At 59.2% G+C, this 23,063-nt stretch carries 17 protein-coding genes; 7 read left to right on the top strand and 10 right to left on the bottom strand.

Going from position 1 to position 23,063, the window contains the following annotated elements; genetic code table 11:
* The first annotated feature begins 569 nt into the window (after positions 1–569).
* The 4 genes from proS (at position 570) to dnaE (ending at position 7,998) form a co-directional block, all read left to right on the top strand.
* Positions 570–1,892, top strand: coding sequence for a proline--tRNA ligase (gene proS, locus M0412_RS06335; protein WP_269698049.1), 1,323 nt, complete (start codon positions 570–572; stop codon positions 1,890–1,892).
* A 127-nt stretch (positions 1,893–2,019) separates the two neighbouring features.
* Positions 2,020–3,327 carry a lipoprotein-releasing ABC transporter permease subunit gene (locus M0412_RS06330; protein ID WP_142839616.1) on the top strand — a complete coding sequence of 436 codons (1,308 nt, stop codon included), beginning with the start codon at positions 2,020–2,022 and terminating at the stop codon, positions 3,325–3,327.
* A 15-nt stretch (positions 3,328–3,342) separates the two neighbouring features.
* A complete protein-coding gene (locus M0412_RS06325; protein WP_046800302.1) occupies positions 3,343–4,026 on the top strand; it encodes an ABC transporter ATP-binding protein in 684 nt (227 codons plus the stop codon).
* Positions 4,027–4,494: 468 nt separating this feature from the next.
* Complete coding sequence (dnaE, locus tag M0412_RS06320; RefSeq protein WP_269698046.1) at positions 4,495–7,998, top strand: DNA polymerase III subunit alpha; 3,504 nt, start codon at positions 4,495–4,497, stop codon at positions 7,996–7,998.
* Between the two features lie 24 nt (positions 7,999–8,022).
* On the opposite strand, the gene M0412_RS06315 is transcribed toward dnaE, so the two are convergent.
* From M0412_RS06315 to M0412_RS06305, 3 genes are all read right to left on the bottom strand, one after another.
* Positions 8,023–9,261: a L,D-transpeptidase family protein gene (locus M0412_RS06315; RefSeq protein WP_269698045.1), complete on the bottom strand. Its 1,239-nt coding sequence runs from the start codon at positions 9,259–9,261 to the stop codon at positions 8,023–8,025.
* A 171-nt stretch (positions 9,262–9,432) separates the two neighbouring features.
* Positions 9,433–10,716, bottom strand: a complete 1,284-nt coding sequence (locus tag M0412_RS06310; RefSeq protein ID WP_269698044.1) for a DNA polymerase IV — start codon at positions 10,714–10,716, stop codon at positions 9,433–9,435.
* Positions 10,717–10,785: 69 nt separating this feature from the next.
* Positions 10,786–11,094: a DUF3572 domain-containing protein gene (locus M0412_RS06305; protein ID WP_142839620.1), complete on the bottom strand. Its 309-nt coding sequence runs from the start codon at positions 11,092–11,094 to the stop codon at positions 10,786–10,788.
* Positions 11,095–11,225: 131 nt separating this feature from the next.
* Between M0412_RS06305 and M0412_RS06300 the strand changes: the two genes are divergently transcribed.
* Both M0412_RS06300 and M0412_RS06295 read left to right on the top strand, forming a co-directional pair.
* Complete coding sequence (locus M0412_RS06300; protein ID WP_003496409.1) at positions 11,226–11,597, top strand: response regulator; 372 nt, start codon at positions 11,226–11,228, stop codon at positions 11,595–11,597.
* Between the two features lie 18 nt (positions 11,598–11,615).
* Positions 11,616–12,986, top strand: coding sequence for a PleD family two-component system response regulator (locus M0412_RS06295; RefSeq protein WP_269698039.1), 1,371 nt, complete (start codon positions 11,616–11,618; stop codon positions 12,984–12,986).
* 831 nt (positions 12,987–13,817) lie between these two features.
* On the opposite strand, the gene rpmG is transcribed toward M0412_RS06295, so the two are convergent.
* The 6 genes from rpmG to topA all read right to left on the bottom strand — a co-directional run bounded on the left by rpmG (position 13,818) and on the right by topA (position 21,469).
* A complete protein-coding gene (rpmG, locus tag M0412_RS06290) occupies positions 13,818–13,985 on the bottom strand; it encodes a 50S ribosomal protein L33 (RefSeq protein ID WP_003496403.1) in 168 nt (55 codons plus the stop codon).
* Positions 13,986–14,074: 89 nt separating this feature from the next.
* The gene (locus M0412_RS06285) at positions 14,075–15,241 is read right to left on the bottom strand and encodes an MFS transporter (protein WP_269698826.1); all 1,167 of its coding nucleotides are present in this window, start codon (positions 15,239–15,241) and stop codon (positions 14,075–14,077) included.
* A gap of 17 nt (positions 15,242–15,258) precedes the next feature.
* Complete coding sequence (locus tag M0412_RS06280) at positions 15,259–15,885, bottom strand: NUDIX hydrolase (RefSeq protein WP_305765162.1); 627 nt, start codon at positions 15,883–15,885, stop codon at positions 15,259–15,261.
* A 62-nt stretch (positions 15,886–15,947) separates the two neighbouring features.
* Entirely contained in the window at positions 15,948–16,391 is a 444-nt protein-coding gene (locus M0412_RS06275) for a DUF983 domain-containing protein (protein ID WP_046800295.1), read from the bottom strand.
* 45 nt (positions 16,392–16,436) lie between these two features.
* Entirely contained in the window at positions 16,437–18,791 is a 2,355-nt protein-coding gene (gene rnr / locus M0412_RS06270; protein ID WP_269698004.1) for a ribonuclease R, read from the bottom strand.
* Positions 18,788–21,469 (bottom strand): type I DNA topoisomerase, encoded by a 2,682-nt coding sequence (gene topA, locus M0412_RS06265; RefSeq protein ID WP_269698003.1) that lies wholly within the window; start codon positions 21,467–21,469, stop codon positions 18,788–18,790. The genes rnr and topA overlap by 4 nt, the downstream gene beginning before the upstream one ends.
* Before the next feature lie 258 nt (positions 21,470–21,727).
* Between topA and M0412_RS06260 the strand changes: the two genes are divergently transcribed.
* Entirely contained in the window at positions 21,728–21,958 is a 231-nt protein-coding gene (locus tag M0412_RS06260) for a hypothetical protein (RefSeq protein ID WP_046800292.1), read from the top strand.
* On the opposite strand, the gene dprA is transcribed toward M0412_RS06260, so the two are convergent.
* On the bottom strand, positions 21,914–23,053 hold the full coding sequence (gene dprA, locus M0412_RS06255) for a DNA-processing protein DprA (RefSeq protein WP_269698001.1): 1,140 nt from the start codon (positions 23,051–23,053) through the stop codon (positions 21,914–21,916). The two genes, M0412_RS06260 and dprA, sit on opposite strands and share 45 nt — an antisense overlap.
* Between the last annotated feature and the right edge of the window lie 10 nt (positions 23,054–23,063).

Below are 23,063 nucleotides of genomic sequence, written 5' to 3'. Positions count from 1 at the left end.
GGCGTATCCGCGGCTTGTCATATGGATGTCATCTCTGTCGTGCACACAGCATAAGCATATTGGACGGTTGATTCACCGTCACGATTTTACCGGAATAGTCCGCCGGGGCGTTGCCATGTGTTGAATCAAAAAAAAACAAGGCCTTTCAGCCTTGTTTTCCAGGTTTCGCGTGATCTGTAACCGTTGCCGGGGCAGCGACGAGCGCGCCTAAGATCTGATCCTCCCAAGACTGACCGCGAAAATGACAAGAATTTAAACTTCTTGCCTCTTTTGTAAGCTAAAGCTAGCTCAATCACCCATGCTTGTCATCTCATTTTTTGCATATTTGTTACAGTCGGCAAAAAATTCTCTGTGGTGCAATTTGTCGCACCGGATCAAGAATAATATTCCGGTCAAAGCGTTTTGACGCGAATTAGCTATCTCGAAAATGCCACGAAATCGCCTTCAACGCTCTTTTCATGGCGGGTTTTCTTCTTGGCGGGAAACGGCTATATCCGGCGCCAATATCCCTTTATTCGGGGCGATTCCCGCGCCTTTGCGCGCCGTCGTCCACATCAATGGAAGCCGTCATGCGTCTCAGCCGTTATTTCATGCCCATCCTGAAGGAAAATCCCAAGGAAGCGGAGATCGTCTCCCACCGCCTGATGTTGCGCGCAGGCATGATCCGGCAGCAATCGGCTGGCATTTATTCCTGGCTGCCGCTCGGCAAGCGCGTGCTGGACAAGGTCAACAGGATCATCCGTCAGGAGCAGGACCGTTCCGGCGCCATCGAGCTTCTGATGCCGACGCTGCAGACCGCCGAGCTCTGGCAGGAAAGCGGCCGTTATGACGATTACGGCAAGGAGATGCTGCGCATCAAGGACCGCCAGGACCGCCAGATGCTGTATGGCCCCACCAATGAGGAGATGATCACCGACATCTTCCGTTCCTATGTGAAGTCCTACAAGAACCTGCCGCTGAACCTTTACCATATCCAGCTGAAGTTCCGCGATGAAGTGCGTCCGCGTTTCGGCACCATGCGTTCGCGTGAGTTCCTGATGAAGGATGCCTATTCCTTCGACCTGACCAAGGAAGACGCGATCCACTCCTATAACAAGATGTTCGTGGCTTACCTGCGCACCTTCGAGCGCCTTGGCCTGCGCGCCATTCCCATGCGCGCCGATACCGGCCCGATCGGCGGCAATCACAGCCATGAATTCATCATCCTGGCCGATACCGGTGAATCCGAGGTCTTCTGCCACAAGAGCTTCCTCGACCGTGCCATCCCGGCCGAAAACACCGACTTTGACGATGTCGCAGCCCTTCAGGGTGTATTCGATGAGTGGACGGCCGATTATGCCGCCACCTCCGAAATGCATGAAGAAGCAGCCTATGATGCCATTCCGGATGGTGAGCGTCTTTCCGCACGCGGTATCGAAGTTGGCCACATCTTCTATTTCGGCACCAAATATTCCGAGCCGATGGGTGCGAAAGTGCAGGGCAAGGACGGCAAGGAACATCCTGTCCACATGGGTTCCTATGGCATTGGCCCGACACGCCTTGTTCCCGCCATCATTGAAGCATCGCATGATGAGAACGGAATCATCTGGCCGGCCTCCGTCGCGCCTTTTGATGTTGTTGTCATCAACATGAAGGCTGGCGATGCGGCCTGTGATGCGGCTTGCGAAAAGCTGTATTATCAGCTCTCCAACGCCGGCAAGGATGTTCTTTACGACGATACCGACGACCGTGCGGGCCAGAAGTTTGCCACCGCCGATCTGATCGGTGTGCCGATGCAGATCATCGTCGGCCCGCGTTCTGTTGCGAATGGCGAAGTCGAAGTGAAGGACCGCAAGACCGGTGAACGTGAAACCGTCACAATCGAGGCGGCAATGAACAAGGCGCTTGCCTAAGCACGAACGGAAAGATGGGAGCGGCCTTCATGCGAAGACCGCTCCGGTTTTATGGCGCAGGCGCCGTTACGATTGGGACCGATCTTTGGAAAAGACCGATCCTGCAGATTGAGATCAGGGAGACGACATGGCAAAAGCCGATGCTGACAAGGGTGCGGCTCCTTCCGCCCGGGAAAAGACCGCCCGGCCTTTTTCCGCTTTTGAACGCATGGTGGCCTGGCGCTATCTGCGGTCGCGGCGCAAGGAAGCGTTCATTTCCGTCATCGCCGGTTTTTCTTTTGTCGGCATCATGCTGGGCGTTGCGACGCTCATCATCGTCATGGCGGTCATGAATGGTTTCCGCACCGAGCTGATTTCGCGCATTCTCGGCATTAACGGCCATATGATCGTCCAGCCGATCGACCAGCCCTTCAATAATTATGATGAGCTGGCGAAGAAGTTTTCAGCCGTGCCTGGTGTCACCATGGCCCTGCCGCTGGTGGAAGGCCAGACATTGGCCTCCGGCCGAGGCGGCGCAGGCTCCGGCGCGCTGGTGCGTGGCGTGCGCCAGGAGGATATCGACAAGATCAAGGAAGTTGCCAGCAACATCAAGACCGGCGATCTCGTCGGCTTCATGGCGGGCGACGGTGTTCTGGTCGGCTCGCGGCTTGCCGCACAGCTTGGCGTAACGGCGGGTGATGATATCACCCTCATTTCGCCGGAAGGCGACGTGACGCCGATGGGCGTCAATCCGCGCGTCAAATCCTACAAGATATCAGGCGTCTTCGAGATCGGCATGTCGGAATATGACGCGTCGATGATCTATATGCCGCTGTCTGAAGCCCAGCTTTATTTCAATGCCGACGGCATCGTGCAATCCATCGAGCTTTATGTCAGCCGCCCCGATGACGTTGACGGCATCCGGCCGCTAGTGGAGCAGGCCGCCGAACGGCAGATCTATATCACCGACTGGCGACAGCGGAACCAGACCTTCTTTTCCGCCCTGCAGGTGGAAAGAAACGTGATGTTCATGATCCTCACCCTCATCGTTCTGGTGGCGGCGCTGAACATCATTTCCGGCCTCATCATGCTGGTGAAGGACAAGGGCAGCGATATCGCCATTCTGCGCACCATGGGTGCCAGTTCCGGCGCGGTCATGCGGATATTCTTCATGACCGGAGCGGCCATTGGCACGGTCGGCACCTTTGCCGGCGTGGCGCTCGGCGTCATCGTCTGCCTCAACGTGGAATCCATCCGGCAATTCTTCTCCTGGATATCCGGCACGGTGCTGTTTGACCCGCAGCTTTATTTCCTCAGCCAGCTGCCGGCCGAAATGGATATCAGCGAGACCATCACCGTCGTCATCATGGCGCTGACGCTTTCTTTCCTGGCAACGATCTTTCCAGCATGGCGGGCCTCCAAGCTCGATCCGGTGCAGGCCCTGCGTTACGAATAAGGACCGCTTCGCAATATGGCAAAAAAAACAGTGCTGCGGCTTACCGGTGTGGAACGGACCTATGGTCAGGGTGAAACGTCGCTTTCCATTCTGCGCAAGGCCGATCTTGAATTGAGGAGCGGTGAGATGGTGGCGCTCGTCGCCCCCTCCGGTACCGGGAAATCCACACTGCTGCATCTGGCGGGCCTTCTGGAGCACCCTGACGCGGGTGAGGTTTTCATCAATGGCGCGCCATGCAACGGTCTGCCGGATGAAACCCGCACCGCGATCCGTCGCAGCGACATCGGTTTCGTCTATCAGTTCCATCACCTCCTGCCGGAGTTTTCGGCGGTGGAAAATGTGATGATGCCGCAGCTTATCGCCGGTCTCACACAGGCCGAAGCGCGCAAGCGTGCCAGCGCCCTGCTGGACTACATGCGCGTCGGCCATCGCGGCGAACATCGCCCGGCCGAACTTTCCGGTGGCGAGCAGCAGCGTGTGGCGATTGCGCGCGCGGTTGCCAATGCGCCGCTTCTGCTGCTTGCGGATGAGCCGACCGGCAACCTCGATCCCGAAACCGCGCATTATGTTTTCGATGCGCTGGAGGCCTTAGTGCGCCAGTCCGGCCTTGCGGCGATGATCGCCACCCATAACCACGACCTCGCTGCCCGCATGGACCGACGTGTCACGCTTGCAGACGGCAAGATCGTCGATTTCTGATCATCACGGTCTGAGCCGGCGATATCGTCGACGCGGCTGAGTCGCTTCGCTGCGGCTCCTCCATGGGCCGGCTCCTTCTTCCACAATTGAATTTTTTCCGAACCCGGAGGTGTTTTAACCTCCGGGTTTTTTCGCTTTGGAGTCAGGGGCTTGCCGATCATGGGAACGGAACCGCAGCCGATTCTGCCGCGTTAGAAAGAGGAATATCAGTAAAACCCTGTTGACAATCGAACAAAATGAGAACAAAGTTGGAACATAACGAGTAAGGAGAGACCAATGACTGATTTCATCCGTGACGTTGCCGCTTTCGCTTCCATCGCTGTCTTTGTTGCCAGCTTTTCGGTAATCCTCACTGCCCTGTGAAGGAAACACCGGCGCAGAAGCCTGTATGGAGGCCGCAAGCCTGTGGACTTTAAGCGCCGGAAATCGGAAAATCGCCCCCTCGATTCAGAATGACAGGACGACGATATGGGCGATACGGTTGTGCGTGGAGAAAACTCTGACGAAACGCTGAAAACGCCTGGTTTCGTCCATTTGCGGGTTCATTCCGCTTACTCCCTGCTTGAGGGGGCATTACCCCTCAAGAAAATCATGTCCAAGGCCGTTGCAGATGGCCAGCCGGCAATTGCCATCACCGACACCAACAATCTTTTCGTTGCGCTGGAGTTTTCCGAAAAAGCGCGTGACGAAGGTCTGCAGCCGATCATCGGTTGCCAGGTGTCGATCGACATGCAGGATGCGGCGGAGGATCGCCGCAATCACAACAGCCACCTCGCCAAGCTCCCAGCCATCGTGCTTCTGGCTGCCAATGCCGAAGGTTACGAGCGGCTGGTGGACCTGATCAGCCGCGCCTATCTGGAAGGCGAGGGCAGTGGCGGACATTCCGTGCATGTTACCCGCGCTTGGCTGGAAGAGGCCTCCAATGCCGGGCTCATCGCATTGACGGGCGCCACTGGCGGTCCTGTCGATATGGCGTTGAAGGAAGGCCATGCCGCGCAGGCCAAAGAGCGGCTGCTGACGCTGAAGTCGCTCTTTGGTGACAGGCTCTATATCGAATTGCAGCGCCAGTCCGGTTATGACCGCTCCCACGAGCGACGCATGATCGGCCTTGCCTATGAACATGATATCCCGCTGGTTGCCACCAATGAGGCGTTTTTCCCTTCCAAGGCAGACTATGAGGCGCATGACGCCCTGATGGCGGTGGCGCATAATGCCATCGTTTCCGATGACAGCCGCTTCCGCCTGACACCCGATCATTATCTGAAAAGCCGGCAGGAGATGACGGCGCTGTTTGCCGACCTTCCCGAGGCGCTGGAAAATACCGTCGAGATTGCGCTGCGCTGCTCCTATGTGCTGAAAAAACGCGGGCCCATCCTGCCACGTTTCACCGGCGCCAGCGAAGATCCGGAAGCGGCCGAACATGCCGAAACAGAGGAGCTTCGCCGCCAGGCGGTGGAGGGGCTCGACCAGCGGCTTGCGGCGCTCGGCATGTCGCCCGGCTATACGGAGCAGGATTATCGCGAGAGACTGGATTTCGAACTCGGCGTCATCTCGCGCATGAAATTCCCCGGTTACTTCCTGATCGTTGCCGACTTCATCAAATGGGCCAAGCAGCAGGACATCCCTGTTGGTCCCGGCCGCGGTTCGGGCGCCGGCTCGCTTGTGGCTTATGCACTGACCATCACCGATGTCGATCCGTTGCGCTTCTCGTTGCTGTTCGAGCGCTTCCTCAATCCCGAGCGTGTCTCGATGCCGGACTTCGACATCGACTTCTGCCAGGATCGCCGCGAAGAGGTGATCCGTTATGTGCAGCGCAAATATGGCCGCGAGCAGGTGGCGCAGATCATCACCTTCGGTTCGCTGCAGGCGCGTGCGGCATTGCGCGATGTTGGCCGCGTGCTGGAAATGCCCTATGGGCAGGTGGACAAGATCTGCAAGCTGGTACCCAATAACCCGGCCAACCCGACGCCTTTGTCAAAGGCCATCGAGGAAGAGCCGCGCCTGCAGGAAGAGGCGGACAAGGAACCCGTCGTCGCCCGCCTCCTGGATATCGCCCAAAAGATCGAAGGGCTTTACCGCCACGCCTCCACCCACGCCGCCGGTATCGTCATCGGTGACCGGCCGCTGTCGAAGCTGGTGCCGATGTATCGCGATCCGCGCTCCGACATGCCGGTCACCCAGTTCAACATGAAATGGGTGGAAAGCGCCGGTCTCGTCAAATTCGACTTCCTCGGCCTGAAGACGCTGACGGTATTGAAGGTCGCCGTGGATTTTGTCGCCAAGCGCGGCATCAAGGTCGATCTTGCCGCCATTCCGCTGGACGACACGAAAACCTATGAGATGTTGTCGCGTGGCGAGACCATCGGCGTGTTCCAGGTGGAAAGTGCGGGCATGCGCAAGGCGCTGATCGGCATGCGCCCGGACTGCATCGAGGATATCATCGCGCTGGTGGCGCTTTATCGTCCGGGCCCGATGGAAAACATCCCGGTCTATAATGCCCGCAAACATGGCGAGGAGGAGCTGGAGTCCATCCACCCCACCATCGACCATCTGCTCAAGGAAACGCAGGGCGTTATCGTCTATCAGGAACAGGTGATGCAGATCGCCCAGGTCCTGTCAGGTTATTCGCTCGGCGAAGCCGATCTTCTGCGCCGTGCCATGGGCAAGAAGATCAAGGAGGAGATGGACAAGCAGCGCGAGCGTTTCGTCGATGGCGCCATCAAGAACGGCGTGTCGAAACCGCAGGCCGACACCATCTTCGACCTTCTGGCGAAGTTCGCCAATTACGGCTTCAACAAGAGCCATGCCGCCGCTTACGCCATCGTTTCTTACCAGACCGCCTATATGAAGGCGCATTATCCGGTGGAGTTCCTGGCGGCCTCCATGACGCTCGATATGGCGAACACGGAAAAGCTCAACGATTTCCGGCAGGATGCCGGCCGCCTCGGCATCGAGGTCGTAGCGCCTTCGGTGCAGACGTCTTTCCGCCAGTTCGAGACCGGTGAAAACCGCATCTATTATTCGCTGGCCGCCATCAAGGGCGTCGGCGAGGGCGCGGTCGAACATATCGTCGAAGTGCGCGGCGACAAGCCGTTCACGAGCCTTGAGGATTTCTGCCTGCGTATCGATCCCAAACAGATCAACCGGCGTGTGCTGGAAAGCCTCATCAATGCCGGCGGCTTCGACTGTTTCGGCCGCGATCGCGCCGAACTGATTGGCGGGCTCGACCGTATCATCGGTTATGCGCAGATGGCGCAGAACAACCGCACCGTCGGCCAGTCGGACATGTTCGGTTCCGGTGGTGGTAACGGCCCGGAAAAGCTGGTGCTGCCGGCCTTCCAGCCCTGGCTTGCCTCGGAAAAGCTGTTGCGGGAATATCAGGTGCTCGGTTTTTACCTCACCGCCCATCCGCTCGACACCTATCGCCCCGTGCTGGAAAAGTTGCGTGTGCAGAATATCGCTGATTTTTCCGCCGCCGTGAAACAGGGCGCCACCGCCGGGCGTCTGGCCGGCACCGTCACCGGCAAGCAGGAGCGCAAGACCCGCACCGGCAACAAGATGGGCATCGTCACCTTCTCGGATGCATCGGGGCAATATGAGGCGGTGCTGTTTTCCGAAGGGCTTGCTCAGTTTCGTGAGCTGCTGGAGGTCGGCAAATCGCTTGTCATCACCGTGCAGGCGGAAGAACGCCCGGAAGGCATCGGTCTGCGCATCCAGACGGCTCAGTCGCTGGAGGAGAAGTCCGTGCAGATGCAGAAGGCGCTGCGCGTTTATGTGCGCGATTCCGGCCCGTTGAAAACAGTCGCCCGCCACCTCAATACCAAGGGTGACGGGTCTGTCTATTTCATCGTCATCAAGGATGAGGGCAGCCGCGAAATCGAAGTGGAACTGACGGAGAAATACCGCATTTCACCTGAGATCGCCGCAGCACTTCGCGCCGCCCCCGGCGTCGTTGATGTGGAACTGGTTTAAGGGTTCAGACGCTCACGCGTCCCCTTAAACCGGCCCTTCCTTCGTCACGGTAATGAAATCGGTTCCGGTTCCTGTCTCCAGCTGGTGACTGATATCGGAAACGGTGATCGAGCTGCCGGTTGAAAGCTCCTGTTCAATGCGGGAGCGAATGTCCGCCGGTATGTCGAGACGGCCAAGTACGGCGCTCAATTGGTCGAAGCCGCCGGGTGCTTCGGCAACGGTAATGCCAAGCCGCTTGCGGGCTGCGTTCGGCAGATGGTTTTCGAGCGTCACGCCGTTCCATTCGGCGGTCCCGGCTGCACGATCCACGGAAACAGCCTCGAAGAAATGCGTTCCGAGCGCAACTTCGGGATCCTTGATATCAATGGCCGCCTCAAATAGCGGTTTGAAATCCTGCCGCACCATGATCTGGCCATTCGGTGGATGGTTTTCGCCGGCGGATTCGTAAAGCGCCGTTACGAAGGCGTCGGTGAGAAGCGGTCCGGTGGTCTTCAACCCCTTCCAGCGCTTGAAACCGTTGACGGCGCTCACCGTCATCTGTCCGGCATACCCATCCGCTGCGCCGGCGTCGAAACCAAGACGGGTCAATACGGCCTGAATATCCATCACCCTTTCCCGCTCGCCACGCCGGGTTATGAGAATGCGCAGGGGTGAGGCGGCCTTGGCCTTCACCGCCGGTTTAAGCGCTTGCGTCTTTTCATTGACGGCAACTTCGACGGTGCCCAAAGCCGCATCGAAGGTCGCGGGGCGCAGTTCCACATCCGATAAAAGTAGCTTGCCGTCATCAGTATCGTCACGCGGTTCAAACAACGCCGGATGCTGCACGAAACGCAGGGAAACCGGGCGGTCGGTGATGATGACATGCACCCCGGTTGCGGTGTCGCCGAAAAGTGACTTGGCGAATTTCGAAGGCAGGCGCACGCAGCCATGCGAGGCTGCGTAATTCGGCACCTTGCCTTCGTGCAGCGCAATGCCGGACCATGTCAGCCGCTGCATGAAGGGCATGGGTGCAGCCGAATAGATATTCGACTCGTGGTATTTCCGCTTTTCCAGAATGGAAAATATGCCGCTCGGCGTCTCATGCCCGGCCTTGCCGGTGGAGACTTTCGAGGTGGCGATGATTTCGCCGTTTTCGTAAAGCGAAAGCGACTGGTCGCTTTTCGAAACGAGGATCTGCAGCGACCTGCTATCGGCGGCAAGCGCCGGGAAGGCGAGAATGCTGGCCGACAGCATGCCGGTCAGAAGACGGAGGCGGAGGGACATGACGCAATACACCACATGCACAAAACTTGCTCCACTCAACCATGCGAAGTTTAAGGAAGCTTAAGGACGGTGCGCCCGCAACATCACTAATTTGTGTAAAATCTAAAATACATTGGCATGAAGCAGTGGAACGCGGTCGATGCGCAGTTCCCGGGCCCCTAGATCAAATCGCTATTTACGCGTACCAAATGTGTAGCCGGTTTCGACGCTGCCCTTGCCGAACTTGTCGCGCAGCTTGTCCATCGCCGCTTCCGCCGCCGCCCGCCGCCCGGCCTGCCTGTCGACGAGATCAGGAGGATCGGCAAGGCCCGCATCGCGCAGATCGCTGACGCCGATACCGAGCAGGCGGAATTTCGTGCCGTCGGTTTCCTTTTCCAGCATCGAAAGACCAGTGCGGAAAATCCGGTCGGCAAGCTGGGTGGGGTCATCAAGCTTGCGGTTGCGGGTACGGATCTTAAAATCAGCCGTCTTCATTTTCAGCACCACGGTCTGGCCGGCAATGCCATTCTTCTTCAACCGCCATGCGACCTTTTCGGAAAGCGAGCGCAGGATCGGCACGAGGTCCTCATGGCGGGAAATGTCGTTGAAGAAGGTGGTTTCGGAAGACACGCTTTTGACCGGGTCGTTATTGTGCACATGCCGCTCGTCGATGCCGCGTGAAAGCCGGAAAAGCCGCTGACCCATCACGCCGTAACGGCGCATCAGGTCGCCTTCTTCCATCTCCTGCAGCTGTGCGATCATGCGGATGCCATCGGCCTCCAGCGTCGCAGCAAAAGCTTTGCCCACGCCCCAGATCGTGGTTACGGGCCTCATCGCCAGAAAGGCGAGCGCCTCCGCCTCGCCAATCACCGAAAAACCGCGCGGCTTGTTGAGGTCTGATGCAACCTTGGCCAGAAACTTGCAGTAGGAAAGTCCGGCCGAGACGGTTACGCCGACCTCCTTTTCCACGCGCTTTGCAAATTTCGCCAGCACGCGCGCCGGCGGGTCATGATGCAGCCTCTCTGTGCCGGCGAGATCAAGAAAGGCTTCGTCGACGGAAAGCGGCTGCACCAGCGGCGTCAATTCCTGCATCATGGCGCGGATTTCGCGTCCGACACGGCTGTATTTTTCCATGTCGGGTTTGATGACCACCGCGTCCGGACAGGCCTCCAGCGCCTTGAACATCGGCATGGCGGAACGCACGCCCTGAATGCGGGCAATATAGCAGGCGGTCGAAACCACGCCCCGCTTGCCACCGCCGACGATGACAGGCTTGTCGGCCAGTTCCGGATTGTCGCGCTTTTCAACGGATGCATAAAAGGCGTCACAATCGATATGGGCGATGCTCAGATCGTAAAGCTCGTCATGATAGACGAGACGCGGGCTGCCACAGGCGCGGCAACGCCGCAAACCCGCTGGCTGGCCAGCCAGACAGTCGCGGCAGAAACCGGGATCATAGCGGTGCGACGTGGACATGGAGCGAAAACAAAACCAGAACGTTGCCGACCTTACTCCGGCCGCGACCACGGCTCAAGGGGTGACCCGTCAATACTCCCCTGAATCCAGCCCCGGACCGGAAAAATGATGCCAGGCGGCGGCCACCGTTTCGGGCGAGGTGTCGGTTGCCGTGCAAAACGCCATGAGGTCCGGCTCGTGGCTCATCAGAAAATCGGTGAGGCCGGCCAGAAAGCCGGGATCGTTGACGGCCTGGCGCAGCATATTGGCCTGCAGGCCGCTCAGCGCCAGGAAACGCGCCAGCATGTCCGGTTCGTTTGCCAGCCAGCCAAGTATGGCGGCCGCCGTTTCTTGCGGATCTTTGCCGGCATTGCCTTTGTTTTTCGTATCGCGCAGCATTTCTTCCCCGAAGTTACCTATTTTGAAACCAAATCCCTCTAGCCTTGCGCAACAAATGGACGATGGAATCGGTTCTCTGGCAACTTATATGTCTGGGTGAAGGTTTCAAAGCGAAACGGGGACTGCCCACCATGCCCAAGCAGGTCATGATAGTCGAAGACAACGAGCTGAACATGAAGCTCTTTCGCGACCTGATCGAGGCGTCTGGTTATACGACGATCCAGACGCGCAACGGCATGGAAGCGCTGGACCTTGCCCGCAAGCATCGCCCGGACCTCATTCTCATGGATATTCAGCTGCCGGAAGTATCGGGGCTGGAGGTGACGAAGTGGCTGAAGGAAGACGACGAACTGCACGTCATCCCGGTCATCGCCGTGACGGCCTTTGCCATGAAGGGCGATGAGGAACGGATTCGTCAGGGCGGATGCGAGGCCTATGTGTCGAAGCCGATTTCCGTCCCGAAATTCATCGAAATCATCAAGACTTATCTGGGCGACGCCTAAGGCGGCTGGGGAACGGTTATGACGGCGAGAGTTCTGGTTGTTGACGACATTCCTGCCAATGTGAAGCTTCTCGAAGCGCGGCTTGTGGCGGAATATTTCGATGTCGTGACCGCCGAGGATGGTTTTAAGGCGCTGGCGATCTGCGACGAGGAGCAGGTCGATATTATCCTGCTCGACATCATGATGCCGGGCATGGATGGTTTCGAGGTTTGCGAGAGGCTGAAGGCCAACCCGAAGACGGCGCATATTCCCGTCGTCATGGTGACCGCGCTCGATCAGCCTTCCGACCGGGTGCGTGGCCTGAAGGCCGGCGCCGATGATTTTCTGACCAAGCCGGTCAACGACCTGCAGCTGATTGCCCGTGTCAAAAGCCTCGTGCGCCTGAAGGCCGTCAGCGACGAATTACGGCTGCGCGCTGAAACCGCAAGGCAGATCGGCATCGAGGAGATGCTGCGCGCCGATGGCCTGATGCAGACGCCCGGCCGCGTGCTGGTCGCGGATGGCCGCGCCAGCTCGCAGGAACGTATCGTCAGGGCCCTGAAGCCGGTCGCCGAGGTCGATGCCGTCACCGATCCGCAGGCGGCGCTGCTGAAAGCGGCAAGCAGCTCCTTTGAGCTTGTCATCGTCAATTCCAATTTCGAGGATTACGATCCGCTGCGATTGTGTTCGCAGCTTCGCTCGCTGGAGCGCACCCGTTTCCTGCCGCTGCTTCTGGTGGCGGAGCAGGGGGCGGACGATATGGTGGCGCGTGCGCTCGATCTCGGGGTCAATGACTATATTCTGCGCCCGATCGATCCCAACGAACTTGTGGCCCGCTCGCTGACACAGATCAGGCGCAAGCGTTACAACGAGCACCTTCGGCTCAACATGCAGCACACGATGGAGCTTGCGATTGTCGACGCGCTGACCGGCCTCAATAATCGCCGTTATCTCGATAATCATCTCAAGATACTCTTTGACCGCGCCGCCGTGCGGGGTCGCCCGATTTCCATCTGCATGACCGACATAGACCGGTTCAAGCTGGTCAATGATACCTATGGCCATGATGTGGGCGATGAAGTCCTGCGGGAATTTGCAGCGCGCATCCGCAGCACGGTGCGCGGCGCTGATCTTGCCTGCCGTTATGGCGGCGAAGAATTCGTCGTGGTCATGCCCGACACGCCGATAGAGATTGCCGCCGCCGTCGCCGAGCGCCTGCGGGCGATCATCGAAGACAAGCCCTTCTACGTCCGCTCCATCGATCGTGAACTGAGCATCACCGCTTCGCTTGGTATTGCCACCAGCAGCGGCGCTTTCGGGATGCCGGACGAGCTGTTGAAACAGGCCGACAGGGCGCTCTATGAGGCGAAACACGCCGGGCGCAACCGGGTGGTGGCTGCCGCCGCCTGAAAACGGCGCGCAGGCGTCTGAGGCGGAGAACCATGTCGTCTTTTCGGGTTTGTCGTCGTTCGGGGAGCTGAAAAGCCACCTTGAGAGGCTCAAGCCCCTGACCTTGCCTGTATTTTATCTTATTGCAATGAATAGGCGAGATTCAGCCGCTTTAATACAGTTCAAGTTGAAAAATATATTGAATTCAATCTCGTGGGAAACTATAGTGTGCCAGCGTTGTATATTTAACCATGTTTTCCGGGTTATGTATCGCTGGCTTAAGAATTTGTTGATTTTTATTTTACTTCTGCGCACACTCATTATCGAGAATAACAGTTCTTCCGGCGGTTTTTCCGTCTTGTGATGATGGAATGATGGCGGCTCATGCCGCTGCGGTTTCGCTCGTCAGGGGCTGGTATTGCGTAGTTCGAATGCCCCATGATGCTCAGGTCCGCCGCATCTCCTGAATCGTGGGGTCGGTCGGCTGACGATGTTCGAATCGGTTCCTCGTGCCGTAGTCACATCGTTGGCCGACCGCCTTCTCCCGAAAACGTGTCTGACTGAGAAACAGGTTTACCCAGCGGGCCTGTGTAGCGGCTCCATGCCATTCACGGCCACGTTTCTTATGTGAGGAGGAGGGGTGAGCCGCCGGGGCGCTCTGCAAGAAGCTTTGCCGGATTTGAACAGCCTCTCGACTGCCCTCCACATCCCTGCTTACCGACTTTCGCGACGCGGAAGCGCTGCGCATTTCCCATGGAAATGTCCTTGCCATCCACAAGAGCAAAGACTCATCGATACAAACAAAAAACGCGCCCATTGGGCGCGCTTTTGCCGGAGAACCCGATCAAGAAATTACTTGATCTTGGTTTCCTTGAATTCAACGTGCTTGCGTACAACCGGGTCGTACTTCGTCTTCGTCATCTTATCCGTGAACGTACGGCTGTTCTTGGTGGTGACGTAGAAGGTACCGGTGTCGGCTGTCGACAGCAGCTTGATCTTGATTGTTGTAGCTTTCGCCATGGTCGTCCTGCCTTTAAACAAAAGAGAAGCCGCAGGCGCTTCTCACCTCGGCTAAATCTGGCGCGAAACTACGTATCGCGCCTGAAAAGTCAAGTCTGTTTTGCCCGGAAAACAAAACGGAACCCATAAAGCACCACGTAAAGCCCGAAAAATACGGCAAGCGCCCAGGCGAAACCATCGGTGCCCGCGACATCCATGGAAATGCCGACGGCCTGCGGTCCTGCAATCGTACCCATGGCGTAACAGAAGATAAAGGCGGCATTGGCGGAGACCAGATCGGCGCCTTTCAGGCGTGATCCGAGGTGAGTGAGGCCGACGGTATACATGCCGGAGACGAGGCCGCCCCAGAACAGCAGCAGCGCCGCCACGAGGATCCAGCTGTCCACCAGCAGAGGCAGCGCCAGCGTGCCGCAAACGCCCGCAAAGGCCATCAGCGCGAGCATGGTGCGCCGATCCTTCATCCGGTCCGATAACAGGCCGATCGGTATCTGGAAGACCATGTTGCCGATGCCCATCACGGTCAGCAGCAATGCGGCCTGCGATTCGTTGAAGCCCTCACGCGTGGCATAGATGGGAAAGAGCGACAGGCCACCGGCCTGCACCGAACCGAACACGAAAGCCGCCGCCGATGCCATCGGCACCAGCCAGACATAACGGGCGAAATGGTGGTTGGGCCGCTCGTCCAGCTCCGGACTTTCACCGCGCGCCATGAAGATAGGGATTGCGGCCAGAAGGATGATTGCCGCTCCGACGATAAACGGCAGGATACCCTCGCTGCCGACCACGGAAAACAGCAGTGGGCCGACTGCAAAGCCGACCGCAAGGCCGGTGGCGTAGATGCCGAGAACCATGCCGCGTTTTTTCGGCGGCGCGGTCATGTTGATCCAGTACTCGGACAGGATGAACAGCGTGGTGGTGGCGCCATGGAAAACGATTCGCAGTGGGAACCACATCCAGAAGGCGTCGGCGAAATAAAAGCCGAGCGCGCTCACCGCTGAAATAACCACCGCAAACAGCATGGTTCGCGCCACGCCGAAATCATGGGCGATCTTGGATGTCACGGGGGCGGCCATCATCGCCGCGACGCCGGCCATGGCCGAATTCACCCCGATCATGGTGGAGGAGATGCCACGCTTCTCAAGGATGATCGATAGCAGCGGCAGGCCAAGGCCGATGGCGACACCGACCGCACTGATGGCGGAAATGGCGGCGATCAGAGAGGGCCAGTGAATGGCGTCCGCTTCTTCGCATTTCATTTGTGACATGACGGCCTTTATACAAAGTCTCGAATGAATCGGCCGTGGCGCGTGACATAGAGCCGCGCGGGGCTTTCAAAGGGCAATGACGGATCACCTATCATGAATTTTGTGACATCTTCGAGAACCGTGCGTGTGATTTTCGGCATGTTCAGACTGGAAAGGTCTTTCATGTCAAGCCATTGCACATCGTGCAACTCGTCGGAATCCCGGATTAGCCGGGTATCCAGCCGCAATTCGTCGGCATAACAGCAAAAGAATCGCGTGTCATAGCGCCTGATATTGCCCGGCGGGGTGATGGCGCGCGCCACATAACGGAAACAGGAAAGGTCCGGACCACCATCATCCAGCCCGATATCCACCCCGGTTTCCTCGACAAGCTCGCGCGCAGCGGCGAGCGCCAGCGCTCTTGCGCCGGCAACGCTCAGGCGCCGCGGGGCGGAGGCGCTGAGGCGGTCGAGGACTGCGGGGTGCAGGTCGCCGGAAAAGGGCAGCGCGTGGTCGCGTGGATCACGTTTGCCGCCGGGAAATACGTAAGCGCCGGGCATGAAGATATGGGCATGGCTGCGCTGGCCCATTAAGACGCGGGTCGCCGGGCCGGAACGGTCGAACAGGATGATGGAGGCGGCATCCCGCGGCCGCAGGGGCGGGCTCGCAACCTCGGCGCTCTTGCGGGGTTCGGTCACGCGCACGTTGTCGCCTGTCGTCAGTGGGAGGAGCCGTCTATCTGCACTGTTGGCTGCTTTCCATCAAAGCCATGCATGCGCAGAGCCCATTGCAGGCCGATGACACCGCCCTTGATCGGCTGTAGCGTCAACAGCGCAGCCAGAATGGTGATCGGCACCCAGATGGCGAAATGCACCCACATGGGAACGGAGAACACCATATCCGTCATCATGAAACCGCCGACGGCGATATGGCCGATAATGACGATGGAAATATAAGGCGGCAGGTCATCCGACCGGTGGTGATGCATTTCCGCGCCGCAGGCGGCACAATTGTCCACCGGCTTCAGAAAGGCACGAAACAGGCGGCCACCGCCACAGGCGGGGCAGCGGTTCGCCATGCCACGCATGATCGAACGGCCAAGCGGCCGCTCGGCGCTATTGTCTCCGAAGGTAACTGTTTCCGAGCCCTGATGTGCACTCATCCTTAAGTCCTTCTTCCGTTCTTTCAACCGCCCGTCGCGGTGTTGTTAACGTCGTCCTCTGGGCGGCCTTGTTCCCGGCTTAGCGCCGGGACGCGATGTCCGCCGGCCTGCCTTGTGGAACGACCGCGAGCCGACCGGCATCTTGCGGCCGGGGCTCAGCATTTCGAAACGCAGCGCGCCCGCCAGAGGCACTGCTTCCGCAAGCCGTACCTGAACCGTGTCGCCAAGCTGATAACCGAGACCGGTCTTTTCCCCCGTCAGAGCCTGATGCGCCTCATCATAGAAGAAATAGTCGGTTCCGAGTGTAGATATAGGAACAAAGCCATCAGCGCCAAACTGCGGAAGCGCGACAAATAGTCCCGCCTTGGTGACACCGCCGACGCGGCCCTCGAATTCTTCACCCACCCGTTCGGAAAGATGATGCGCGATCAGCCGGTTGACGGTGTCGCGCTCGGCCGCCATGGCGCGGCGCTCGAAGGTGGAGATTTCGGCGGCGATATCGTCAAGCGTCGCCTCTTCCTGCGGGGTAATGCCGCCTTCGCCGAGCCCCAGCGACCCCACCAGCGCCCGATGCACGATCAGATCGGCATAACGGCGGATCGGCGAGGTGAAATGCGCGTATTTCATCAGGTTGAGGCCGAAATGGCCGATATTCGCGGGGCTATAGATCGCCTGGCTCTGGCTACGCAGCACCATTTCATTGACCATGATCTGGTGCGGCGTATCAAGGGCGCGCGCCAGAATGCCGTTGAAGGAATTGGCGCGCATGGCCACGCCCTTGGCCATGGAAATGCCGATCGTGCCGAGGAATTCGCGCAGCACCTCCTGCTTGGAAAGCGTCGGCGCGTCATGCACGCGGTAGACCAGCGGCTGCTTTTTCTTTTCCAGCGTCTCGGCGGCGGCGACGTTGGCCTGGATCATCATTTCTTCGATGAGCTTATGCGCATCGAGACGTTCGGGAATGACGACCTTGTCCACCGTGCCGTCTGGCCGCAACTGAATCTTGCGCTCCGGCATGTCGAGTTCCAGCGGCTGGCGGCGGTCGCGGCCACGCTTCATCACCTCGTATGCATGCCACAATGGCTTTAGGATCGGCTCCAGCAGCGTCCCGGTCTTGTCGTCCGGGCGGCCGTCGATCGCTGCCTGCGCCTGCTGGTAGGAGAGTTTGGCCGCACTCTTCATCATGATGCGATGGAAGGTATGGCCCGCCTTGCGGCCTTCCCTGGAGAAGGTCATCCGCACCGCGAGTGCGGGGCGGTCAACGCCTTCCTTCAGCGAGCAGAGATCGTTGGAAATGCGCTCCGGCAGCATCGGCACAACCCGGTCGGGGAAATAGACCGAGTTGCCGCGCTTCAGCGCCTCTCGGTCAAGCGGCGCGCCAGGGCGCACATACCAGGAGACATCGGCAATGGCGACGGTGACGATGACACCGTCAGGATTGTCGGGCGAGGTGTCGGGCTCGGCATAGACCGCGTCGTCATGATCCTTGGCGTCGGCCGGATCGATGGTGATGAGCGGCAGGTCGCGCCAGTCCTCGCGGTGCGACATGGTCGCTGCCTTGGCCGCATCCGCTTCCGTCAGCACATTCGGCGGGAAGATATGCGGAATACCGTGCGCATAAATGGCGATCATCGAGATCGCCTTTTCCGATGCGACGGAACCAACGACGGACAGAACCTTCGCGCGCGTCAGGCCGTAACGGCCGCTATTGCGCGAGGTTTCCACCTCGATCAGATCGCCGTCCTTGGCATCGCCGACGCCATCGGGGTCGATGACCATTTCCTCGCCGCGCCGGTCGATCGGCATCAGCCGTCCGCCGCCGCCTTCCGTCTGCTTGAACACGCCGAGCAGCGCGTTCTGGCGGCGGTCGATGAGCTTGACGACGCGGGCCGTGTAGGCCGGGCCGACACTGTCCTTGGAAGGGAAAATCTTTGCCAGAATGCGGTCACCGAGACCGGCTGCCGGCGCTTTCTTGCCACGGTCCTGCGAGGACTGGCGGATCAGCACTGCGGGTGCAGCGCCCATATCCTCAGGCCATTCCGCCGGCCGGCCGATCAATTCGCCGTCCTTGTCGCGGGTGGTAATGTCGAGAACCGTGACAGGCGGCAGACCGCCCGGCCGCGTCAGCGACTTGCGGCTCTTGTGCACCATGCCGTCGACTTCCAGTTCCTTCAGCAGCGCTTTCAGAACGATGCGGTTTTCACCCTTCAGCCCGAAAGCCTTGGCGATTTCGCGCTTGGAAGCCTGCTGCGGATGGTCGGCGATGAATTTCAGCAGCACTTCGCGGGAAGGCACCTCCCCATGGATGATGCCTTCACCTTCGCTCACTCGCTTGCCGCGCCCGGTGCGTCCGAAACCGTCGCTGGCGGAACCCTGTCTCTGACGCGGCGTCTTGCTCACTCTGCTGCCTTCTTGGGTTTGGCCGCTGCCTTCGGCTTGGCGGCCGCCTTGGTCTTGGTTGCTGCCTTGGCTTTCGTCGCCTTCGGTTTTGCAGCGGCACCATCGGCTTTCTTGGCGGCAGGTTTCTTGGCCTTGGCGGGCTTGCCGCCGGTACCGGTCTTGGCAATGCGCTCGGCAATCAGCACCAGAGACTCGTCCAGCGTCACCGAAGCCGGGTCCTGGCCCTTTGGAATGGTGGCGTTGACCTTGCCCCAGTTGACGTAAGCGCCATAACGCCCGTCACGCACGGTGATCGGCCCGCCATCGGGGTGGTCGCCCAGTTCCTTCAGCGCTGCCGGCGTGCCGCTGCGGCCGCGTCCCGGTCCCTTGCTCTGCTTTTCGGCAATGACCGTGACGGCGCGGTTGAGACCGATCGAGAACACGTCCTCGATGCTTTCAAGGTTCGCATAGGAACCGTCATGCAGAAGGAACGGCCCATAGCGGCCAAGCCCGGCCGATATCATCTTGCCGGTTTCCGGATGTTTGCCGATATCGCGCGGCAGATTGATGAGCGCCAGTGCCTTCTCGTGGTCGATGTCCTCAGGCTTCCAGCCCTTGGGCAGCGAAGAACGCTTGGCCTCCTTGCCGTCGCCACGCTGGATATAGGGTCCGAAGCGGCCGGAGCGCAGCGTCAACTCTTCACCGGTCATCGGATCGGCGCCGAGCGCCTTCGGCTCGTTCGAGGCTGCAGCTTCGGCTTCTGAACCGTCAGATGTGAGCTGGCGGGTGTAGTTGCATTCCGGATAGTTGGAGCAACCGACGAAAGCGCCGTATTTGCCGAGCTTGAGCGAGAGATTGCCGGTGCCGCAAACCTGACAGATGCGCGGATCCGAACCATCCTCGCGCTTGGGGAACACCAGCGGCGCCAGAACCTCGTTCAGCGCGTCCAGAACGTTGGTGACGCGCAATTCCTTGGTATCTTCGATCTGCGCGAAGAAATCCTTCCAGAAATCGCGCAGCACCTGCTTCCAGTCCAGCTCACCAGCGGAAATACGGTCGAGCTTTTCTTCGAGAGCGGCGGTGAAGTCGTATTCGACATATTTGGAGAAGAAGCTTTCAAGGAAAGCCGTCACCAGCCGTCCGCGTGAATGCGGGATCAGCTTGCGCTTGTCGACGATGATATATTCACGGTCGCTCAGCGTCTTCAGCGTTGCCGCATAGGTGGAAGGGCGGCCGATGCCCAGTTCTTCCATCTTCTTGATGAGCGAGGCTTCCGAATAGCGCGGCGGCGGTTCGGTGAAGTGCTGGCTGGCATTGATCTTCTGCTTGGCGAGGTTCTCGCGCGCATTGATCTGCGGCAGACGGCCTTCGTCGTCACCGTCGTCGCTCTGCTCGCCATCTTCCTTCTGGTCGGTATAGGCGGCGATGAAACCGTCAAAACGGATCACCGAGCCGACGGCACGAAGCCCGGCCTTCTCGCCGTTCTTGTCCGCGAGGATTTCGACCGTCGTACGCTCTATTTCAGCGGACGCCATCTGGCTGGCGATACCGCGCTTCCAGATCAGGTCGTAAAGACGCAACTGATCGGCATCGAGATAACGCTTCACCTGATCCGGCGTGCGGTTGAAATCGGTCGGGCGGATCGCCTCGTGCGCTTCCTGGGCGTTCTTGGCCTTGGTGGAGTAGAAGCGCGCCTTTTCCGGCACATAGCGGTCGCCGAACTGCTCGCCAATGGCCTGGCGGGCAGCATCGATGGCTTCCGGGGCCATCTGCACGCCGTCAGTACGCATATAGGTGATCAGACCGACGGTTTCCCCACCGATGTCGATACCTTCATAAAGCTTCTGCGCCACCTGCATCGTCCGCGAAGCGCCAAAGCCCATGCGCGAAGACGCCGCCTGCTGCAAAGTCGAGGTGGTGAAGGGCGGGCCGGGATTACGCTTGACTGGCTTGGCCTCAACCGTATCCACGACATAGGTCGCGCCTTCCAGCAGTGTCTTCAGCCGGTTTGCATCGTCTCCGGTCTTGATCCCACGGCTTTGCAGCCGCTTGCCGTCGGCCGAAACCAGTTTGGCTTCGAACTCGTCACCGCGCGGTGTCTTCAAAAGCGCGCTGATGTTCCAGTATTCCTCGGAGACGAAGCGTTCGATCTCGGACTCGCGGTCGCAGACGAGACGCAGCGCAACCGACTGAACGCGGCCGGCGGAGCGCGCGCCTGGCAGCTTGCGCCACAGCACCGGCGACAGGTTGAAACCGACGAGATAGTCGAGCGCGCGGCGGGCGAGATAGGCGTCTACCAGCGGCACGTCGATGTCGCGCGGGTTCGCCATGGCGTCCAGCACCGCCTTTTTGGTGATGGCGTTGAAGACCACGCGCTTCACCGGCTTGTCGCCGAGAACGCGCTTCTTCTTCAAAAGATCGAGAACGTGCCAGGAAATGGCTTCACCTTCGCGATCCGGGTCGGTTGCGAGAATGAGGCCGTCGGAGGCTTTTACCGCGTCGGCAATATCCTTCATGCGCTTGGCGGATGCGCTGTCGACCTCCCAGGACATTTCGAAATCCTGGTCGGGCAGCACCGATCCGTCCTTGGCAGGAAGGTCTCTGACGTGGCCAAAGGATGCAAGAACCTTGTAGCCCGAACCAAGATACTTGTTGATTGTCTTGGCTTTGGCAGGAGATTCTACGACAACGACATTCATATTGTTTTTCTCTGGAACTGGTCCGTTAACATAGCCGGATCACGGAGGAAGGCCGCAACAAGGCTTCTTTGTAATTCGACATGGACAGGTAATGCCCGCGGGTCAAGAGGCAAGCCCGATTTTATCGCTTCCGGTCGATTGCAACCTATGGATAATCTATTGTTGTATTGCAATCTTTGGTAAATTGGTTATGATGACCAACATCATTTGAATCTACGTATTGCGCTTCGTTTCAGACGAAATTCTCAGGATAAATATATGGTCCCGAACGCGACAAACAATAATGCCGACAACGAAGGGACCAGAGAGAACTTGGCTTACATTCGCCAGATGCTGGCAGAGCTGCGGCAGGTCGCGAACCGCGAGGGCGCCGATATGCTGTGTTATCTGATTGAGATGGCCTATGTCGAAGTCGGCGATATCCAGAGCGGGCGGCGCAAGCTGTCAATCCGCGAGGAGCGAAACCCGTCCCCCGGCATGCCGGTTTAGTCGGCCGGCGATATCGAGTTCCAAAAGCACCATATGAACGGTGGCGGCGGAAAAACCCGTGTGGCGGATGATGTCGTCTGTCTCGACGGGCGAGGGACCGAGTGCGGCGGCAATGATGCTGCGCTCATCATCTCCGGGTGGTGACATTTCTTCATCTGATCGCGGTTCCTCGATCTTGCGGTCATAGGGCAATTGCGGCTCCATGAGTGGTCGCAGCGCTTCGAGAATGTCGTCAGCGCCCGTGGTCAACATCGCGCCTTCCTTGATCAGCCGGTTGGTGCCTTCGCAGCGCGGATCGAGCGGGGAGCCGGGTACGGCGAAAACCAGCCGCCCCGCTTCACCGGCAAGCCGGGCCGTAATCAGCGAACCGGAACGCTCTGCCGCCTCCACGATGACAACGCCAAGCGAGACGCCTGATATCAGGCGGTTGCGGCGGGGAAAGTCCCGGGCGCGCGGTTCCCATCCAAAGGGCATCTCGCTGATCGTCGCGCCGCCTTGATCATATATATCCTGCAAAAGCCCGAAATTTTCCTGCGGATAGGGACGATCGAGACCACCCGCCAGCATCGCCACCGTACCACTCGCAAGGCTTGCCCGGTGCGCTGCCGCATCAATGCCGCGCGCCAGCCCCGATGCGATCGTATACCCGGCCCTGCCGCAATCGCGTGCCAGCATGGCGGCGAATTTCGCGCCGTTGATGGAAGCATTGCGCGAGCCGACGATGCCGATGCAGGGGCGTGTTGCGGCGGCTGCCGATCCCTTCATGGCGATCAGCGGCGGCGCGCCGTCCAGATGTCGCAAAGCGGGTGGATAATCAGGCTCACCAATGCCGACGAAACGCGCCCCGAATTTCTCCGCAGTCTCGATTTCACCTTCCGCTTCCGCCGGCGTGGCGATGCGCGGACTGCGCGATGACCCGCCGCGCCTTGAAAGCTCGGGCAGGGCATCCAGCGCCTTTTCAGCACTGCCGAAATGATTGATGAGTTCGCGAAAGGTAACGGGGCCGATATTGTCGCTGCGGATCAGCCGCAGCCAGGCAACCCGCTGCCGCGCAGAAAGCTCTATGCCCTGCCGTATCGTTTCCTCATGCGGCATGGCGTATCCT

Origin of the sequence: Agrobacterium sp. O3.4, assembly GCF_041414895.1 — a bacterium.
GTDB lineage: Bacteria > Pseudomonadota > Alphaproteobacteria > Rhizobiales > Rhizobiaceae > Agrobacterium > Agrobacterium cucumeris.
This window is presented reverse-complemented; position numbering and strand designations above follow the sequence as displayed.

Coding starts and splice junctions, on each gene's coding strand:
- M0412_RS06310 (WP_269698044.1), bottom strand. CDS start 10,716: ATGTCCACGTCGCACCGCTATGATCCCGGTTTCTGCCGCGACTGTCTG.
- M0412_RS06260 (WP_046800292.1), top strand. CDS start 21,728: ATGGTCCCGAACGCGACAAACAATAATGCCGACAACGAAGGGACCAGA.
- dprA (WP_269698001.1), bottom strand. CDS start 23,053: ATGCCGCATGAGGAAACGATACGGCAGGGCATAGAGCTTTCTGCGCGG.
- topA (WP_269698003.1), bottom strand. CDS start 21,469: ATGAATGTCGTTGTCGTAGAATCTCCTGCCAAAGCCAAGACAATCAAC.
- proS (WP_269698049.1), top strand. CDS start 570: ATGCGTCTCAGCCGTTATTTCATGCCCATCCTGAAGGAAAATCCCAAG.
- M0412_RS06285 (WP_269698826.1), bottom strand. CDS start 15,241: ATGAAATGCGAAGAAGCGGACGCCATTCACTGGCCCTCTCTGATCGCC.
- M0412_RS06305 (WP_142839620.1), bottom strand. CDS start 11,094: ATGCTGCGCGATACGAAAAACAAAGGCAATGCCGGCAAAGATCCGCAA.
- M0412_RS06295 (WP_269698039.1), top strand. CDS start 11,616: ATGACGGCGAGAGTTCTGGTTGTTGACGACATTCCTGCCAATGTGAAG.
- dnaE (WP_269698046.1), top strand. CDS start 4,495: ATGGGCGATACGGTTGTGCGTGGAGAAAACTCTGACGAAACGCTGAAA.
- M0412_RS06300 (WP_003496409.1), top strand. CDS start 11,226: ATGCCCAAGCAGGTCATGATAGTCGAAGACAACGAGCTGAACATGAAG.
- rpmG (WP_003496403.1), bottom strand. CDS start 13,985: ATGGCGAAAGCTACAACAATCAAGATCAAGCTGCTGTCGACAGCCGAC.
- M0412_RS06275 (WP_046800295.1), bottom strand. CDS start 16,391: ATGAGTGCACATCAGGGCTCGGAAACAGTTACCTTCGGAGACAATAGC.
- M0412_RS06315 (WP_269698045.1), bottom strand. CDS start 9,261: ATGTCCCTCCGCCTCCGTCTTCTGACCGGCATGCTGTCGGCCAGCATT.
- M0412_RS06330 (WP_142839616.1), top strand. CDS start 2,020: ATGGCAAAAGCCGATGCTGACAAGGGTGCGGCTCCTTCCGCCCGGGAA.
- M0412_RS06325 (WP_046800302.1), top strand. CDS start 3,343: ATGGCAAAAAAAACAGTGCTGCGGCTTACCGGTGTGGAACGGACCTAT.